This is a genomic window from Stenotrophomonas pictorum JCM 9942, from assembly GCF_001310775.1.
Lineage (GTDB): Bacteria > Pseudomonadota > Gammaproteobacteria > Xanthomonadales > Xanthomonadaceae > Stenotrophomonas > Stenotrophomonas pictorum.
Window position 1 is genome coordinate 1 of record NZ_BAZI01000020.1, and the last position, 17,163, is coordinate 17,163.

The following is a 17,163-nucleotide window of genomic DNA, read 5'->3' on the forward strand; positions in this document are numbered from 1 at the left end:
CGCGCGAGCAGGGCTGGCAGGTCGCCACGCGCAGTGCCCAGCAGTGGCCGCCGGCCGGCACCGGGGTATTCGTGATCGACACCCTGGGCGAGCTGATGGCGTTCTATGCCTGCGCGACGGTGGCCTTTGTCGGTGGCAGCCTGCAGCCCATTGGTGGGCACAACCTGCTGGAGCCGGCGGCGATGGGAACCGCGGCGGTGACCGGGCCACATCTGCACAACTTCGCCGAGATTTCGAAGCGCATGTCCGAGGCCGGGGCGGTGCGGATCTGTGCGGATGGAAACGCGGTGGCGCAGGCGATCGAGCACCTGCTGGACGACACCGTGGCGCGTGAGCGCATGGTCCAGGCGGGGCGGGCCCTGGTTGCCAACGGTCGCGGGGCGCTGGAACAGACCCTGGCGCTGATTGGCCCGGCGCTGCCGGCACAGGCCTGAGATTTTCCGAACCGCCGCACCCATGCAAAAGGCGGGCCGAAGCCCGCCTTTTGCGTTCCATCGGATTGGCGTGGGCGGTTACTGCACGCTTTCCGGCTGCAGCTTGGCCTCGGCATCCTGGGTGAGCAGGCGGTTGATTTCCTGCACCTCGGCCACGTCCACCGCGCCGACGGCCTGGCTCAGCTGCAGACGGCTGAGCAGGAAGCTGTAGCGAGCCTGTGCATAGTCCAGCTGTGCCTGGAACAGGGTGCGCTGGTTCTGCACCACGTCCAGCACGGTGCGGGTGCCAACCTCCAGGCCGACCTGCGAGGCGTCATAGGCACTCTGCGCCGAGACCACGGCCAGGCGGCGTGCTTCAACCTCGCTGATCCCGGCCACGACCGTCTGCCAGGCGTTGCGGGTGTTGCGGTCCAGTGCGCGCTTCTGCTGCTCGTACGCATCCTGGGTGATGTCACGCTGGGCCAGTGCCTGGCGCACGCGCGACTGGGTGGCGCCGCCGGCGAAGATCGGCACGCTCAGGGTCAGGCCGATCGAGTTGCTGGTGCTGTCCGGCGTACGCGAGGAGCCGCCGATGCTGTCGCCCCAGCTGGCGTTCTTGCCCCAGGCACCGCCCAGCGACAGGGTCGGATAGTGGTTGCCGCGTGCAGCCGAGACGTTGGATTCGGCCGCGCTGACCTGCAGTTCCTGGGCCTTAAGGGCCGGGTTCTGCGCCACGGCTTCGGCCACCAGCTGGTCGACATTGCTGCGGTTGGCCGGCAGTTCCGGGCGGAAGTCCTCCGGCAGGCCGCGCAGGCCGCGGACCGGCTGGCCGGTCAGCTCGGTCAGCGCCTGATAGGCGTCTTCCAGCGCATTGCGGGCCAGGATGGTGTTGGCGCGGGCCTGGTCGTACTGGGCGCGGGCTTCGTGGACATCGGTGATCGGGGCCAGGCCCACTTCCAGGCGCTTGTCGGCGTAGTCGAACTGCTTCTTGGCCGCCGCCTCGTTGGTCTGCGCGGCGGTCAGCGATTCGATCGCCACCAGCACGTTGAAGTAGGTCGTGGCCGAACGCACGATCAGATCGTCATTGGCCGAGTCCAGGGTGAAGTCGGCCGCCTTGCTGATGTCGCGCTGCGCCCGCAGGGTGGCGAACTGGCTCCAGTTGAACAGGGTCTGGCTGCCGGAGACGCGGTAATCGCGGCTCTTGCTGGTGCTCGAGCCGCTGACGCCGTCAAGTTCCACCCGTGAGCGGTTCAGCGAGGCCTCGCCGTTGATCTGTGGCAGCAGTGCCGCGCGCGCCTGCACCTGGCCCTCCTTGGTATACAGCCGGTTGGACTCGGCGGAGGACAGCTGCGGGTCGCCGTTGCGGGCCATTTCGTAGACCTGCAACAGGTCGGCGGCATGGGAGGTCAGCGGGGTGAGGGCGACGGCCAGCGCAAGGGCGAGGGATCGGCGAATCATTGCGGCTTCCTTGGACGTTTCAGAGTTGGAATTGCGGGGCTGGAGCGGCGCCCAGCAGATAGTCGATATCGGTTTCAAACAGCGATTCGATGCTGCCGTCGGCCTTGACCAGCACCGCCTCCATCACCGGGGATTTGCCCTGGATGACGAACATGCGGCCGCCCGGGCGCAGCAGCTTCAGCAGCTGGGTCGGGATGGTTTCTACCGCGGCGGTGATGCAGATGGCGTCGAAGTGGCGCTCGGTCTGCCAGTTCAGGGCATCGGCAACCTCGATGCGCACGTTGTTGCCGAGCTTGGCCGCGTCCAGGCGCTGACGCGCGGTTTCGGCCAGTTCCGGATGGATTTCCAGGCTCAGCACTTCGCGGGCCAGATCGCCCAGACAGGCGCTGATGAAGCCGCTGCCGGTGCCGATTTCCAGCACTTCCTCGCCCGGCTGCAGCGCCAGTGCCTGCAGCATGCGACCTTCGATGACCGGCTTCATCATCTTCTGGCCGTGGCCGAGCGGCAGCTCGATATCGGCGTAGGCCAACGCGCGGTTGGCCTCGGCGACAAAGGCCTCGCGCGGCAGCCGCGCCAGAACGTCCAGCACGCGGGTGTCCAGCACGTCCCAGGGACGTATCTGCTGTTCAACCATCATTTCGCGGGCGTGGGAGTAATCGATCGTCATGGGAAGCTCATCATTCCGGCGCAGTGGGCCGGCCATTTTACCGGTTAGGAGTGGACGGTGCGGGGCAAGCATCGCTGCCACCCTGTGCGGTCCGCAGTGCCGGAAGTCATCGGGACCTCCGGTTCGTTCAGGTTGTCAGCGCGGCGCATAGGCGCGCAGGAAGAAATCGACGCAGGCGGCGATATGCGCGCGGGCATCGGGTACCGCCGGTGCCGAGCACAGGCCGCACATCATATGGGTATGCACTTCGCCCTTGATCAGGCAGAAGAACTGGCGGGCGGCCAGTGCCAGGTCATCGATGACCAGTTCCTGGCGGGCCACGCGGGCGCCCAGGAAGTCGGCCAGCGCCGCTTCGGTCCGCGCCGGGCCGGCCTGCCAGAACATCTGGCGGATGCGGTCGTCGGTGTCCGGGGTCATCATCATGCGCTGGGTGGCGATGGCCGCGTCGCTGCTGATCAGCGTGAAAAACGCATCGCCGATCCCCAGCAGCTGGTCGCGCAACGGGCCTTCGTTATCGGTCACAAACAGCTCGTCGGGCATCATCTCCACGCACTTGGCCTGGATCGCTTCGGTGAACAAGGTCTCCTTGTCACCGAAATGGCTGTACACGGTGAGCTTGGAAACGCCTGCCGCGGCAGCGATGCCGTCCATGCTGATGCCGTTGAAGCCCTGTTCGATGAACAGTTCCTTGGCCGCATCGAGGATCGCCGCGCGCTTGCCCAGGTCCTTGGGACGACCGGGGCCGGCGCCACGTGCAACGGGCTTCTCGGGAGCGTTGGCGGACGAGGAGGAAGACATCGTTTAATACTAGACCAGCTGGTTCGATATTTATACTATACCGTGTCGTTCAGTAATGGCGGTGACGTCCCGGCCGCTTCCCTTTCCTCCCGCTTCTGCGACCCCTCCGATGAAAAACGTTCGATGGATTGGCGTCATCCTGCTGCTGGCCGTGCTTGGTGCCTGTGGAAAGTCCGAACCCGCGCCGGTGGCGCCGGTTCCCGTGCTGGTGGTGCATCCCGGCGACAGCGTGGGGGCGGGCATCAGTGCTTTCCCGGGTGAGGTACGGGCCCGCGAGGAAACGGCGCTTTCGTTCCGGGTCGGCGGCAAGCTGCTGCGCCGGCATGTCGATGCGGGCGATCAGGTAAAGCGGGGGCAGCTGCTGGCCGAGCTGGATGTGGCCGATTACGCCTTGCAGGCCCGCGCCGCGCAGGCGCAGTACGCGGCGGCCGAGGCGGATCTGGTGCGTGCCCGGGACGAACAGAAGCGCTACGAGACGCTGGCTGCGCAGCAGCTGGTGAGCCGCTCGGCGCTGGATGCGCAGACTGCGGCATTCAAGGCCGCGCAGGCCCAGGCCAACGCGGCCCGCTCCAATCTGGAGGTCGCCCGCAATCAGGCCGCCTACGCGGAATTGCGCGCTCCCGAAGACGGCGTGATCGCCAGCCGCCAGGCCGAGGCCGGACAGGTGCTCGCCGCCGGACAGACGGTCTACACGCTGGCGGCCGCCGGCGCGCGCGAGGTCGCCATTGCGCTGCCGGAAAGCGGCATCCGTGACTACAGCGTCGGCCAGGCGGTGCAGGTCGAGTTGTGGAACCAGCCGGGCCGGCGGTGGCCGGGCAGCATCCGCGAGATTGCACCGGCGGCCGATGCCTAGGCGCGCACCTATGCCACCCGCGTGGGTCTGGCGCCGGAGGCATGGGGCCAGGTCGAGCTGGGACAGAGCGCGCGGGTGTTCATCGCCCATGAAAAGAACGCGGGATTGACGGTGCCGCTGGCGGCCGTGCAACAGGGCAAATCAGCGCAACAGGCCAGCGTCTGGGTGGTGGATCCGGCCAGCGCCACCTTGCAGGCGCGCGCGGTGTCGCTGGGCGCCTATGGCGCGCAGGACGTTCCGGTGTTGTCGGGGTTGAAGGCCGATGACTGGGTGGTGGCCGCTGGCGGCCATCTGCTGCGCGAAGGACAGGCGGTGATCGCGGTGGACCGCAAGAACCAGCCGGTGATCGCGCCGGCTGCTGCCGCCAAGCAGGGGGAGTGAGGCGTGCGCCGCTTCAATCTTTCCGAATGGGCGCTCAACAACCGCCCGCTGGTGCTCTTCGTGATGATCGCCATGGCGGTCATCGGCGCATGGTCCTACAAGCATCTCGGCCAGTCCGAGGATCCACCGTTCACCTTCAAGGCGATGGTGGTGCAGACGATGTGGCCAGGTGCCACCGCCGAGCAGGTCTCGCGGCAGGTGACCGAGCCGATCGAGAAGGCGCTGATGAACACCGGGCAGTACGAGTTCATCCAGTCGTACTCGCGACCGGGCGAATCACAGGTGATCTTCATGGCGCGCGATTCGATGCGCTCCAAGGATGTGCCCGAGCTGTTCTACCAGGTGCGCAAGAAGGTCGGCGACATCCGCGGCACGTTGCCGGCCGAAGCCGTGGGGCCATTTTTCAATGACGAGTTCGGCGACACCTTCGGCAACATCTACGCGCTGACCGGCAAGGGCTTCGATTACGCGCTGATGCGCGACTACGCCGATCGCATCCAGCTGGAGCTGCAGCGCGTGGCCGATGTGGGCAAGGTGGATCTGCTCGGCCTGCAGGACGAGAAGATCTGGATCGAGCTGTCCAACACCAAGCTGGCCACGCTGGGCATCTCGCTGCAGCAGGTACAGCAGGCGCTGGCGCAGCAGAACGCGGTGGCACCGGCCAGCTTCTTTGAAACCTTCAGCGACCGCGTGCAGCTGCGTGTGAGCGGTCAGTTCGACTCGGTCGAGGCGATCAGGCAGTTCCCGATCCAGGCGGGCGACCGCACGATCCATCTGGCGATATCGCCCAGGTCAAACGCGGCTTCGCCGATCCGGCCTCGCCGAAGATGCGCTTCATGGGCGAGGAGGCGATCGGTATCGCCGTGGCGATGAAGCAGGGCGGCGACATCCTCCAGCTGGGCGCGACGCTGGATGCCGAGTTCGGGCGCTTGCAGAAGACCCTGCCGGCGGGGATGGAGCTGCGCAAGGTGTCCGACCAGCCGCATGCGGTGGAGGAATCGGTCGGCGAGTTCGTGCAGGTGCTGGCCGAGGCGGTGATCATCGTGCTGCTGGTGAGCTTCTTCTCGCTGGGGCTACGCACCGGGCTGGTGGTGGGTGTGACCATTCCGCTGGTGCTGGCGATGACCTTCTTCGTCATGCACTACTTCGATATCGGCCTGCACAAGATTTCACTTGGCGCGCTGGTGCTGGCGCTGGGCCTGCTGGTGGATGACGCGATCATCGCGGTGGAGATGATGGCCACCAAGATGGAGCAGGGCTACGACCGCCTGCGTGCGGCCAGTTTCGCCTGGACCAGCACCGCCTTCCCGATGCTGACCGGCACGCTGATCACCGCCGCCGGTTTCCTGCCGATCGCCACGGCCGCCTCGAGCACGGGCGAGTACACGCGCTCGCTGTTCCAGGTGGTGACCATCGCGCTGGTGGTGTCGTGGATCGCGGCGGTGCTGTTCATCCTTACCTGGGTGACAAGATGCTGCCGGACCTGCACAACCCGCAGCCGCCCAAGCCGGGCAGCCTTGCCGGACGCTGGCATGCGCTGCGGCTGCGCTGGGCCGACCGCAACCCGGCGCTGGCCAACCTGATCAAGCCCAGACAGCTGGCGCACGACCATGACCCGTACAAGAGCGCGTTCTACCAGCGCTTCCGCCGCTTCCTCGACGCCTGTCTGCGCCGGCGCTGGCTGGTGATCTTCGCCACCATCGGCCTGTTCGTGTTCTCGCTGGTGATGTTCCGCTTCGTGCCACAGCAGTTCTTCCCGGATTCGACCCGGCCGGAACTGATGGTGGATATCGAACTGGCCGAGGGCGCCTCGCTGAAGGCCACCCAGGCGCAGGCGGAGAAGTTCGAGGCGTTGCTCAAGCAGCGCCCCGGCATCGCCAATTTCGTCGGCTATGTCGGCAGCGGGTCGCCGCGCTTCTACCTGCCGCTGGACCAGCAGTTGCCGGCGACCAATTTCGCCCAGTTCGTGGTGCTGGCCGATGACATCCAGGCGCGCGAAGACGTGCGCCAGTGGCTGATCGATGAGGTCGTGCCGCAGTTCGGCGACGTGCAGCTGCGTGTCACCCGGCTGGAGAACGGCCCGCCGGTGGGCTATCCGGTGCAGTTCCGCGTCTCTGGCGAGCACATCGACCGGGTCCAGGCCATCGCCCGCCAGGTGATGGCGAAGGTGCGCGAGAACCCGCATACCACCAACGTCAACCTCAACTGGTCCGAACCGAGCAAGGTGGTGCGGCTGGTGGTGGACCAGGAGCGCGCCCGCGTGCTGGGCGTGAGCAGCGCGCAGATCGCCCAGTTCCTGACCAGCTCGCTGTCGGGCATGAGCGTGAGCACCTACCGCGAAGGCAACCGCCAGATCGGCATGCTGCTGCGCGGACCGGATGACGAACGTACGCAGCTGGACATGCTCGCCAGCCTGGCCATTCCCACGGCGGGTGGCACGTCGGTGCCGCTGTCGCAGGTGGCGAGGCTGGAATCCACCTTCGAGGACGGGATCATCTGGCATCGCGACCGCCTGCCCACGGTCACCGTGCGCGCCGATATCGGCGACGGCACCCAGCCGGTGGGCGTGGTGGAGCAGATCGTGCCGACGCTGGCGAAGATCCGCGAGGCGCTGCCGGACGGCTACCTGCTGGAAACGGGCGGCACGGTGGAGGATTCGGCGCGCGGCCAGGACTCGATCAAGGCCGGCTTGCCGCTGTTCCTGGCGGTGGTGGCGACTTTGCTGATGCTGCAGCTGCGCAGTTTCTCGCGGGCGGCGATGGTGCTGGTGACCGCACCGCTGGGCATTATCGGCGCAACCCTGTTCCTGCTGCTGTTCCGGGTGCCGTTCGGGTTCGTGGCGATGCTCGGAACGATCGCCTTGGCCGGCATGATCATGCGCAACTCGGTGATCCTGATCGACCAGATCCAGCAGGACATCGACGCCGGGCATGACCGCTGGCACGCGATCATCGATGCCACCGTGCGCCGCTTCCGGCCGATCGTACTGACCGCCCTGGCGGCGGTGCTGGCGATGATCCCGCTCTCGCGCAGCGCTTTCTACGGCTCGATGGCGATCTCGATCATGGGCGGCTTGATTGTCGGCACGGTGCTGACCCTGGTGTTCCTGCCGGCGCTGTACGCGGCCTGGTTCCGGGTACGCCCGGACGAAGCCGGCAGCTGAATCGACGATGATCTCCGGCCCCTGTGTCCCGCGCCGCAGGGAGCCGGGCACGGCGAATGTTAGATTGGCACGCCGGTGCACCGCCGGCGTGCCTGCAGGAGGCGGGTTTGGCGATTTCCCCACGTGATCGGTACTCCTGCCAACCGTGCGCGCCGGCGCGGCGGTGGACGCGGGTGTGGCTGGTCACGCTGGTGCTGGTGGTCGCCGGCTTTTTCCCGTCATGGGCCCAGGCCGGCCGGCACACCGTCGCCAGCTGGGACATGGCGCAGGGGCTGCCGCACAACCTGGTGCAGTCGCTGGCGCAGGGCACGGACGGCTTCATCTGGATCGGGACCTGGGAAGGTGTGGTCCGTTTCAACGGCCGCAGCTTTACCGTCTTCGACCGGCAGAACACCCCCGGGGTGGAGTTGTCCGGAATCCTGAGCATCCTTGCCGAGGCCGATGGCGCGATGCTGTTCGGAACCGCTTCCGACGGGGTCTATCGCTATCACAAGGGGGCGTGGCAGCCGCTGGGCGGCGCCGATGCCCGGCAGTTGTCGGTGGTGGCGATGCTGCGTGACCACGATGGCTCGCTGTGGATCGCCACCAATGAACGTCTGCTGCGGCTCTCGGTGAGTGGTGTGCTGGAAGACGCCAGCGCGGCGATGGGCTTGCCTGTCGTACCGGTCACCGCGCTGCGCCATGACCCGAGTGGCGGCATGCTGATCGCCACCGAGGTGGGGATCTTCCGTCTTGCGCAGCAACGCCTGCAGCCGTGGCGCAACAGCCAGGCATGGCGCGTGCGCGATCTGGTCGACGATGGTGCCGGCGGCTGGGTTGTGGCGGCCGATGACGGTATCCACTGGCTGCACGGCAACGGTCGCGTCGAACACCTCAAACGCGGCGAGCGGGTGGACGCGGTGCGCCGCGATGCTGCCGGTGCGCTGTGGATGAGTCTGTCCGCAGGCCGGCTCGAACGTTATGCCGATGGCGTGGTCGAGCGCCTGCCGGTGCATGGCCAGGTCAGTCCGGCGCTGATGATCGATCGTGAGGGACTGGTGTGGTCGGGTAGCACCGATGGCCTGTTCCGGATCGACGAGGGGGCGGCCAGCGGGCTGACAGTCGCCGATGGCCTGCGCTCGAACTATATTCGCGCGGTGATGCAGACCCCCGATGGAGCGATCTGGATCGGCCATTCCGAAGGCTGGAGCGCCAGTACAACGGGCAACTGGCCAAGGTGCCGCTGCTTGCGGATGCGCAGCGCGATGCTTCGGTGCTGGCGCTGGCCCAACGCGACCAAACCCTATGGGTAGGCACCTACAACCAGGGCGTGTTCGCGCTGGACAGCAACGGGCGTATCCAGCAGCGGGTGACGCTGCCGGGACTCGTGCAGCCGCTCGTGCGCGCGCTGCTGGCCGAGGCCGATGGCACCGTGTGGATTGGTTGCGCCGACGGGTTGTACCGGTACCGTCACGGTAGCCTGCGCCACTACGGGACGCTGGACGGCTTGCCGCCAGCGGCGGCGGTGCATGCGCTGTACCGTGATCAGGCCGGCGTATTGTGGATCGGCACCAGCAACGGCATGGCCTCGCTCGATGCGGCGCAAAAGCTCCGGGTATGGCCGGCAAACGCGGCCGATTTCCCGGCGCGGTACGTGTTCGACTTCCTGGGCGATGCCAACGGCGACCTGTGGATCGCGACCGACCATGGCCTGCTGCGGCGTCGGGGATTGTCGATCCAGGCCTTCGATCACGCCCGCGGGCTGCCGCGCGACAAGATCTTCCGCATTCTCGATGACGGGCAGAACCATCTGTGGCTGTCCAGCAATCAAGGTGTGTTCCGCCTGGATCGCAATGATCTGGTCGGCGTGGCGGCCGGCGCGCGTGCGCAGCTGGCGGTCCACGTCGTGGATCATACCGACGGCATGCCCAGCCGCCAGACCAACGGCGCCTCCTCACCGTCCAGCTGGATGACCGGCCAGGGACAGCTGCTGTTTGCGACATCGGGCGGCTTGGCCGTGATCGATCCGCAACGCGTGGGACAGCAGCGTCTGCAGACCGCGCCGGTTGCCATCGAGAGCGTCATCGTCGATGGCGCGCAGCAGCAGATGCGTGAGCGCTACCAGCTTCCCAGCGAGGTCGAACGCATCGGGGTCGCCTACAGCGGGCTGGGCTTCCGCGCGCCGGACAAGATGCGCTACCGCTACCGGCTGGAGGGTTTCGACGCGGACTGGGTAGACGCCGATACACGCACCGAAGCGGTCTACACCAACCTTCCACCGGGCAGTTACCGGCTGCGCATACAGGCGATGGCGCTGCCGCTGGACTGGGCCGATGCCGCGCGGATTGGCGAGACCGTATTGACGCTGGAAGTGGCCACGCCCTACTGGCGGCGGCCCTGGGCACTGGCCCTGCTGGCGCTGGCGCTGATCGGCCTGGTAGTGGCACTCATCAGCTGGCGGACGGCCAGCTATCGACGCCGGCAGCGGCAACTCGATGACGAGATCGCGGTGAGGACGCAGGAGCTGAGCGAGAAAAACCGGGCGCTGGAGCAGGCCGATGCCGAACGGGACGCGCTGCTGAAACGGCTGGCCCATCAGGCCACCCACGATGCGTTGACCGGATTGCCGAACCGTCGCGCCGCCGACGCGCATCTGCAGCTGGCCTTGCGTGACGATCCGGCCTCGCCGTTGACCGTGGCGCTGGTCGATATCGACCACTTCAAACGCATCAATGACGTCTACGGCCACGAGGTGGGTGATCGTGTGCTGCGGGATGTGGCGTGGCTGTTGCAGTTGCAGCTGGGCGAGGGGCAGTTCATCTCCCGCCATGGTGGCGAGGAATTCCTGATCGTGCTGCGCGGAATGGGGTTGAGCGAGGCGTTGCCGGTGCTGCAGGCGCTGCGTACGCGGGTTGCGCGTCTGCGGCTGGAGGATGTGGATGCGGAGGCGACGATCACGGTCAGTATCGGTGCCGCCGAGCGCGGGCCGGAGCAGGAGACGACGCACACGCTGATCGCCGCTGCGGATCGACAGCTGTACCGGGCCAAGAATACGGGCCGCAATCGCGTCCTGTCCTGAGCGTTCCGGGCCAGGACGCGATCCGCACGGGTCAGTACAGGCCCTGGGCCAGCATCGCGTCGGCCACTTTGACGAAACCGGCGATATTGGCGCCGTCGACATAGTTGACGCTGCCATCTTTGCGCACGCCATGTTGCACGCAGTTGGCGTGGATCTCCTTCATGATCACGTGCAGGCGTTCATCGACATCGGCGTGACGCCAGGACAGTCGCAGCGCGTTCTGTGACATCTCCAGGCCCGAGGTGGCCACGCCGCCGGCATTGCTGGCCTTGCCGGGTGCATACAGCGTGCCGGCCTGCAGGAACACCTCCACCGCCTCCAGCGTCGAGGGCATGTTGGCGCCTTCGGCCACGCACAGCACGCCGTTGTGGACCAGGGTGCGCGCATCGGTTTCGTCCAGCTCGTTCTGGGTCGCGCAGGGCAGGGCGATATCGGCCGGGATGTGCCAGGGCCGGCGGTCGACCAGGAATTCGAAGCGGGGATCGTCGGCCAGCTCGGCCAGGCGGCCACGACGCTCGTTCTTCAATGCCATCACATCCAGCAGGCCCTGCTCATCGAAACCATCGCGTGCATACAGCGTGCCGCCGGAGTCGGAGAAAGTGAGCACGCGCGCGCCCAGATCGGCCGCCTTGGCGGCAGCGTACTGGGCAACGTTGCCCGAGCCGGATACCAGCACCTTGGCCCCATGGGTCTGGCGTCGGGCATGGTGCAGCATCTGCTCGACGAAGTAGACCGTGCCATAACCGGTGGCCTCCGGGCGCATCAGGCTGCCACCGTAGGCCAGGCCCTTGCCGGTGAACACACACGAGGCATCGTTGCTGAGTTTCTTCATCATGCCGGCCATGAAGCCGACTTCGCGTGCGCCCACCCCGATATCCCCGGCTGGCACATCGGTGTTGGGGCCGAGATGGCGGTGCAGCTCCAGCATCAGCGCCTGGCAGAAGCGCATCACTTCGCCGTCGCTCTTGCCTTTGGGATCGAAATCCGCGCCGCCCTTGCCGCCCCCCATCGGCAGGGTGGTCAGTGCGTTCTTGAAGGTCTGCTCGAACGCCAGGAACTTCAGGATCGACAGGTTGACCGAGGGATGAAAGCGCATGCCGCCCTTGAACGAACCGATCGCCGAGCTGTGCTGTACGCGCCAGGCGCGATTGACGTGGGTCTGGCCGTGGTCGTCCGTCCAGGTCACGCGGAACTGGATCACGCGTTCGGGCTCGACCAGCCGTTCCAGCATGCCGTACTGCAGGTACTTGGGATTCTGCTGCAGGAACGGCCACAGGCTGAGCATCACTTCCTTTGCCGCCTGCAGGAATTCGGGCTGGTAAGGGTCGCGCTTGGCCACATGGGCCAGGAAGTCGTCGGGAGTGCGATATTTCAAGGGCGTTCCTTTCAGGAGAGGGACTTGAAGCAACAAGTCCAAATGTGGAGGGAGCGTTCAATCCACCGGGCGGAAACGGGCCGCCAGAACAAAGACGCGGCCTATGGCCGCGTCCAGGTAAAGCTAGTTCAGCTGCGCAAGCACCGCCTGCGCGGCCCGTTGCGTGGACAGCGCCTGTCCCTGTGCCGCCAGGTCGGCGGTGAAATGGCCCGCATCCAGCGCGGCGCTGACCGCCTGCTCGATGGCGGCCGCCTCGGCCTCCAGTCCCAGCGAGTGGCGCAGCAGCATGGCCGCGCTGAGAATGGTGGCGTAGGGGTTGGCGATCCCCTTGCCGGCGATATCCGGGGCCGAGCCATGGATCGGCTCAAAGATGCCGACCTGGCCCTGTTCGCCGAGCGAGGCCGACGGCAGCAGGCCCAGCGAGCCGGCCAGCATCGAGCTTCGTCGGTGAGGATGTCGCCGAACATGTTCTCGGTGACGATCACATCGTAGGCGCGCGGCTTGGCGATCAGGTGCATGGCCATCGAATCGACCAGCTGGTGTTCCAGTTCCACGTCCGGGAATTCCTCGCGGCCGATGCGGGCGGCGATGTCCCGCCACAGCCGCGAGGTTTCCAGCACATTGGCCTTGTCCACCGAGGTCAGCTTGCCGCGACGTTGCTGGGCAAGACGGAAGGCGCTGCGCAGCACGCGTTCGATTTCGACCGTGGTGTAGCGGCACAGATCGCTGGCGCTGTCGGCATCGCGGGTCTTGTCGCCGAAATAGATGCCGCCGGTGAGCTCGCGCACGACCACGAAGTCCACGTCCTGCAGCAGCTCGGCCTTGATCGGCGAGGCGTGCAACGCCGCGGGATGGGTACGCACCGGACGCAGGTTGGCGAACAACCCCAGCGCCTTGCGAATGGCCAGCAGGCCCTGCTCCGGACGTACCTTGGCATTGGGATCGGACCACTTGGGGCCACCCACGGCGCCGAGCAGCACCGCATCGGCCTTGCGGCAGGCCTCCAGCGTGGCCGGCGGCAACGGCTGGCCGTACGTGTCGATGGCGATGCCGCCGATATCGTGTTCGACAAAGTTCAAGCTGTGGCCGAAGCGGGTGGCGATGGCTTTGAGCACATCGACCGCGGCGGCGGTGATTTCAGGGCCGATGCCGTCACCCGGCAATACGACGATTTCAGCGTGCATGTTCACTCTCGTAACGTTCGATTTCAGTCGTACGGCCCAGCAGGTAACCCAGCTGGTCAACGCCTTCGAGCAGGCAGGTCTGCGAGAAGCCGTCCAGCGGGAACGGATAGGCCTTGCCGCTGGAAGTGCGCAGCTCGCGCGCGGCCACATCCACGGTCAGCTCGTCATCCGGGTTCTGCATCAGCGCTTGCACGTCGGCCTCGTCCAGCACAATCGGCAGCAGCCCGTTCTTCAGCGCGTTGCCACGGAAGATATCGGCGATCTCGCTGCTGACGATGGCGCTCAGTCCCAGATCGGTCAGCGCCCACGGCGCATGTTCGCGCGAGGAGCCGCAGCCGAAGTTGCGCCCGGCCAGCAGGATCGAACGCCCGGCGTTCTGCGGCTGGTTGAAGGCGAATTCCGGGTTCGGCGAGCCATCGGCCTGCCAGCGCCAGTCGTTGAACGCATGCTTGCCCAGACCGGCACGCTCGGTGGTGGACAGGAAACGCGCCGGGATGATCTGGTCGGTGTCGATATTGGTCTGGCGCAGCACCACGCTGCGCGAAACGATGCGGGTCAGTGCGGCCATCACGCCACCTCCTTGGCAAACAGCTCACGCGGGTCGGCGACACGGCCGTTCACCGCCGCCCACGCCGCGCTCATCGGCGATGCCAGCAAGGTACGCGAACCGGGGCCCTGACGTCCTTCGAAATTGCGGTTGCTGGTGCTCACCGCCAGCTGGCCGGGGGCCACCAGATCGCCGTTCATGGCGATGCACATCGAGCAGCCCGGCTCGCGCCATTCAGCACCGGCCGCACGCACAACTTCGTGGATGCCTTCGGCCTCGGCCTCGCGTTTGACGATTTCCGAGCCCGGCACCACCAGCATGCGCACGCCATCGGCGATGCGGCGGCCGCGCAGCACCTGTGCCACTTCGCGCATGTCGCTCAGCCGGCCATTGGTGCAGGAACCAACGAACACCACGTCCACCGGCGTGCCGATCAAACTGTGGCCGGCTTCGAATTTCATGTAATCCAGGCCCTTCTGCGCGGCGGCGTCGTTGGCGGCCGGGATCGGCGCATCCACCGCGATCGCGGTTCCGGGATGTGTGCCCCAGGTCAGGGTCGGACGGATGTCGCCGGCATCGATATGGACTTCGCTGTCGAAGTGCGCGGCCTCGTCACTGTTTAACGACGCCCAGTACGCCACGGCCTTGTCGAAGTCGGCGTCCTTGGGGCCGCGCGGGGTCCTGGCAATCCAGTCGAAGGTGACCTGGTCCGGTGCGACCATGCCGGCGCGGGCGCCGGCTTCGATCGACATGTTGCACAGGGTCATGCGCTGCTCCATGTCCATCGCGCGGATTGCCGAGCCGCGGAATTCCAGCACATGGCCGGTGCCGCCGTTGACCCCGATCACGCCGATGATATGCAGCACCACGTCCTTGGCGCCCACGCCCGGGGCCAGTTCGCCATCGACGGTGATGGCCATGGTCCTGGCTTTGCGCTGCAGCAGGCACTGCGTGGCCAGCACATGGCCGACTTCGCTGGTGCCGATACCGAAGGCCAGCGCGCCGAACGCGCCGTGGGTGGAGGTGTGGCTGTCACCACAGACGATGGTCATGCCTGGCTGGGTGAAGCCCTGCTCCGGGGCGATGACGTGGACGATGCCACGGCTGGCCGAGGCCATGTCGAACAGTTCGATGCCGTATTCGGCGCAGTTCTTGGCGAGGGTTTCGACCTGCGCTTCGGAGGCCTTGCTGGCGTAGGGCAGCGTGCCGTCCGGACCGGCCGGCAGGGTCGGCGTGGAGTGGTCCATCGTCGCCTTGGTGCGATCCGGCCGGCGCGGCTTCAGCCCGCGCTCGCGCAGCTCGGTGAAGGCCTGCGGCGAGGTCACTTCATGGATCAGGTGCAGGTCGATATACAGCACGGCCGGCGCGCTGTCGGATTCGGGGACCACGACGTGGGCATCCCACAGTTTGTCGTACAGGGTTTTGGGTGCGGCGCTCATCAGTTCGTTCCGTTGCCTATGTTCTGCCGTCGCGCTCAGGCGCTGACGGCTTCCTCGCAGGTGCTGCTTTCGCGATGGCGCAGCAGGCGATTGGTGACATCCAGCCAGGCAAGTGCGCTGGCTTCGATGATGTCGCGGCTGGTGCCGGTGCCTTCGAGGATCTCGCCTTCGTGGCGCACGCTCAGGTTGGCCTCACCGCGCGCATCGGCACCGATGCCGACACTGTGCACATGGTAGCTGTCCAGGGTCAGTTGCACGCCGGTGGCCGCCGACAGCGCCGAGAACAGCGCATCGACCGGGCCATCGCCCTGTGCGGTCTCGGACACGCGGTTGCCTTCCGGATCGGACAGCTCGACCAGCGCATTGGCGCGGCTGCCGACGTCGCTGATGGTCATCGAGGCCAGGCGGTAGCCGTCGCTGCTGGAGGTGCCCTGCATCAGGGTCTGCAGGTCGCATCGGTGACCACCCGCTGCTGCTCGCACAGGGCCTTGAACTGCTCGAAGACCAGCTTCAGCTCTTCCTCTTCCAGCAGGTAGCCCAGCGCCCGCAGCCGTGCCTCGACCGCGGCGCGGCCGCTGTGGCGGCCCAGCACCATCTGCGAGGATTCCCAGCCCACGTCTTCTGGACGCATGATCTCGTAGGTGTTGCGGTTGCGCAGCATGCCGTGCTGGTGGATGCCGGACTCGTGCGCGAAGGCGTTGGCGCCGACGATGGCCTTGTTGCGCTGGACCGGCATGCCGACCAGGCGCTGCAGCAGCTGCGAGGTGGGCACGATGCGGCGGGTGTCGAAGCCGGTATCGAAGTTGTTGTAGAAGGCGTTGCGGACTTTCAGCACCATCGCGATTTCTTCCAGCGCGCAGTTGCCGGCGCGCTCGCCGATGCCGTTGATCGAGCCTTCCACCTGGCGCGCCCCTCCTTCGATCGCGGCCAGCGAGTTGCTACCGCCAGACCCAGGTCATTGTGGCAGTGGGTGCTGAACACCACTTTGTCGGCACCGGCCGCATTGGCGATGACATGCTGGAACATCGCACGGATTTCTTCCGGCGTGGTGAAGCCGACGGTGTCGGGCAGGTTGATGGTGCTTGCGCCGGCAGCGATGGCGACCTGGGCGACTTCGGTCAGGAAGTCCAGTTCGGTGCGGGTGGCGTCTTCGGCGGAGAACTCGATGTCATCCAGATAGCCGCGCGCCATGCTCACATGCCTGTGCACCGATTCCAGCACCTGCTCCCGGCTCATGCGCAGCTTGTGCTCGCGATGCAGCGGGCTGGTCGACAGGAACACGTGCAGGCGCGGGCGTGCTGCAGCCTCCAGCGCCTTGACCGAGGTTTCGATATCGCCGGCCAGACAGCGCGACAGCACCGCCAGCACCGGCTGGCGCACTTCGCGGCCGATCAGGGCCATGGCGTCGCGGTCGGACTGCGAACTTGCGGGGAAGCCGGTTTCGATCACGTCCACGCCCAGTTCCGCCAGCGCCCTTGCCATCACCAGCTTCTGCGGTGGCGTCATGCTGCAGCCGGGTGATTGCTCACCGTCACGCAGGGTCGTGTCGAAGATGGTAATTCGCGGGGTGTTGTTGGTTGGAGTATTCACCAGAGGGTCTCCTCGACTGCGGCGGTAACGGAAAGATTGGGGATGTCGGCTTTGGCGGTGCGCGAGGCCGGTATGACGGCGCGGCTTCTAAGTCGCTCGGTATTGCGTTGCCGCGGCTTGCGCGGCGGGCGCGGTCGGACTTCCGACAGCAGCATGGACAGCACCGCGGCATCGATGTTGCCGCCGGACACCACCGCGCACTTGCAGCTTGCCGGCCACGCGGCGACCGGCGGCCAG

The 17,163-nt window shown here is 66.6% G+C and carries 8 protein-coding genes and 6 pseudogenes; 5 read left to right on the forward strand and 9 right to left on the reverse strand.

The annotated features are described in order from the left end of the window. A pseudogene (locus JCM9942_RS02635) lies at positions 1–434 on the forward strand (lipid IV(A) 3-deoxy-D-manno-octulosonic acid transferase); the annotation flags it as partial. Between the two features lie 78 nt (positions 435–512). Here JCM9942_RS02635 and JCM9942_RS02640 read toward each other — a convergent pair. From JCM9942_RS02640 to JCM9942_RS02650, 3 genes are all read right to left on the reverse strand, one after another. Then, positions 513–1,871 carry a TolC family outer membrane protein gene (locus tag JCM9942_RS02640; protein WP_054657421.1) on the reverse strand — a complete coding sequence of 453 codons (1,359 nt, stop codon included), beginning with the start codon at positions 1,869–1,871 and terminating at the stop codon, positions 513–515. Positions 1,872–1,890: 19 nt separating this feature from the next. After that, entirely contained in the window at positions 1,891–2,538 is a 648-nt protein-coding gene (locus JCM9942_RS02645) for a protein-L-isoaspartate O-methyltransferase family protein (protein ID WP_054657423.1), read from the reverse strand. Between the two features lie 135 nt (positions 2,539–2,673). Continuing rightward, positions 2,674–3,336 (reverse strand): TetR/AcrR family transcriptional regulator, encoded by a 663-nt coding sequence (locus JCM9942_RS02650; protein WP_054657425.1) that lies wholly within the window; start codon positions 3,334–3,336, stop codon positions 2,674–2,676. A 109-nt stretch (positions 3,337–3,445) separates the two neighbouring features. Here JCM9942_RS02650 and JCM9942_RS02655 point away from each other — a divergent pair. The 4 genes and pseudogenes from JCM9942_RS02655 (at position 3,446) to JCM9942_RS02670 (ending at position 10,791) form a co-directional block, all read left to right on the forward strand. Then, a pseudogene (locus JCM9942_RS02655) lies at positions 3,446–4,570 on the forward strand (efflux RND transporter periplasmic adaptor subunit). Between the two features lie 3 nt (positions 4,571–4,573). Continuing rightward, positions 4,574–7,733: pseudogene (locus JCM9942_RS02660) on the forward strand (efflux RND transporter permease subunit). Positions 7,734–7,906: 173 nt separating this feature from the next. Beyond that, positions 7,907–9,025 (forward strand): ligand-binding sensor domain-containing protein, encoded by a 1,119-nt coding sequence (locus JCM9942_RS02665; RefSeq protein WP_054657427.1) that lies wholly within the window; start codon positions 7,907–7,909, stop codon positions 9,023–9,025. Next, positions 8,950–10,791 carry a ligand-binding sensor domain-containing diguanylate cyclase gene (locus tag JCM9942_RS02670; RefSeq protein WP_054657429.1) on the forward strand — a complete coding sequence of 614 codons (1,842 nt, stop codon included), beginning with the start codon at positions 8,950–8,952 and terminating at the stop codon, positions 10,789–10,791. Before JCM9942_RS02665 ends, JCM9942_RS02670 begins: the two co-directional genes overlap by 76 nt. Before the next feature lie 31 nt (positions 10,792–10,822). On the opposite strand, the gene gdhA is transcribed toward JCM9942_RS02670, so the two are convergent. The 6 genes and pseudogenes from gdhA to JCM9942_RS02700 all read right to left on the reverse strand — a co-directional run. Then, positions 10,823–12,166 (reverse strand): NADP-specific glutamate dehydrogenase, encoded by a 1,344-nt coding sequence (gene gdhA / locus JCM9942_RS02675; RefSeq protein ID WP_054657431.1) that lies wholly within the window; start codon positions 12,164–12,166, stop codon positions 10,823–10,825. Positions 12,167–12,289: 123 nt separating this feature from the next. After that, positions 12,290–13,350: pseudogene (leuB, locus tag JCM9942_RS02680) on the reverse strand (3-isopropylmalate dehydrogenase). Continuing rightward, the gene (gene leuD / locus JCM9942_RS02685) at positions 13,340–13,918 is read right to left on the reverse strand and encodes a 3-isopropylmalate dehydratase small subunit (RefSeq protein ID WP_054657433.1); all 579 of its coding nucleotides are present in this window, start codon (positions 13,916–13,918) and stop codon (positions 13,340–13,342) included. The pseudogene leuB and the gene leuD overlap by 11 nt, the downstream one beginning before the upstream one ends. After that, on the reverse strand, positions 13,918–15,336 hold the full coding sequence (gene leuC / locus JCM9942_RS02690; protein ID WP_054657435.1) for a 3-isopropylmalate dehydratase large subunit: 1,419 nt from the start codon (positions 15,334–15,336) through the stop codon (positions 13,918–13,920). The genes leuD and leuC overlap by 1 nt, the downstream gene beginning before the upstream one ends. A 35-nt stretch (positions 15,337–15,371) precedes the next feature. Next, positions 15,372–16,929, reverse strand: a pseudogene (locus JCM9942_RS02695) (2-isopropylmalate synthase). Next, a pseudogene (locus JCM9942_RS02700) lies at positions 16,923–17,163 on the reverse strand (threonine dehydratase); the annotation flags it as partial. The pseudogenes JCM9942_RS02700 and JCM9942_RS02695, both read right to left, overlap by 7 nt.

Bases quoted from the DNA above. Each gene is read 5' to 3' on its own strand.
- JCM9942_RS02640 (WP_054657421.1), bottom strand. From the start codon at position 1,871: ATGATTCGCCGATCCCTCGCCCTTGCGCTGGCCGTCGCCCTCACCCCG.
- JCM9942_RS02645 (WP_054657423.1), bottom strand. From the start codon at position 2,538: ATGACGATCGATTACTCCCACGCCCGCGAAATGATGGTTGAACAGCAG.
- JCM9942_RS02650 (WP_054657425.1), bottom strand. From the start codon at position 3,336: ATGTCTTCCTCCTCGTCCGCCAACGCTCCCGAGAAGCCCGTTGCACGT.
- leuD (WP_054657433.1), bottom strand. From the start codon at position 13,918: ATGGCCGCACTGACCCGCATCGTTTCGCGCAGCGTGGTGCTGCGCCAG.
- leuC (WP_054657435.1), bottom strand. From the start codon at position 15,336: ATGAGCGCCGCACCCAAAACCCTGTACGACAAACTGTGGGATGCCCAC.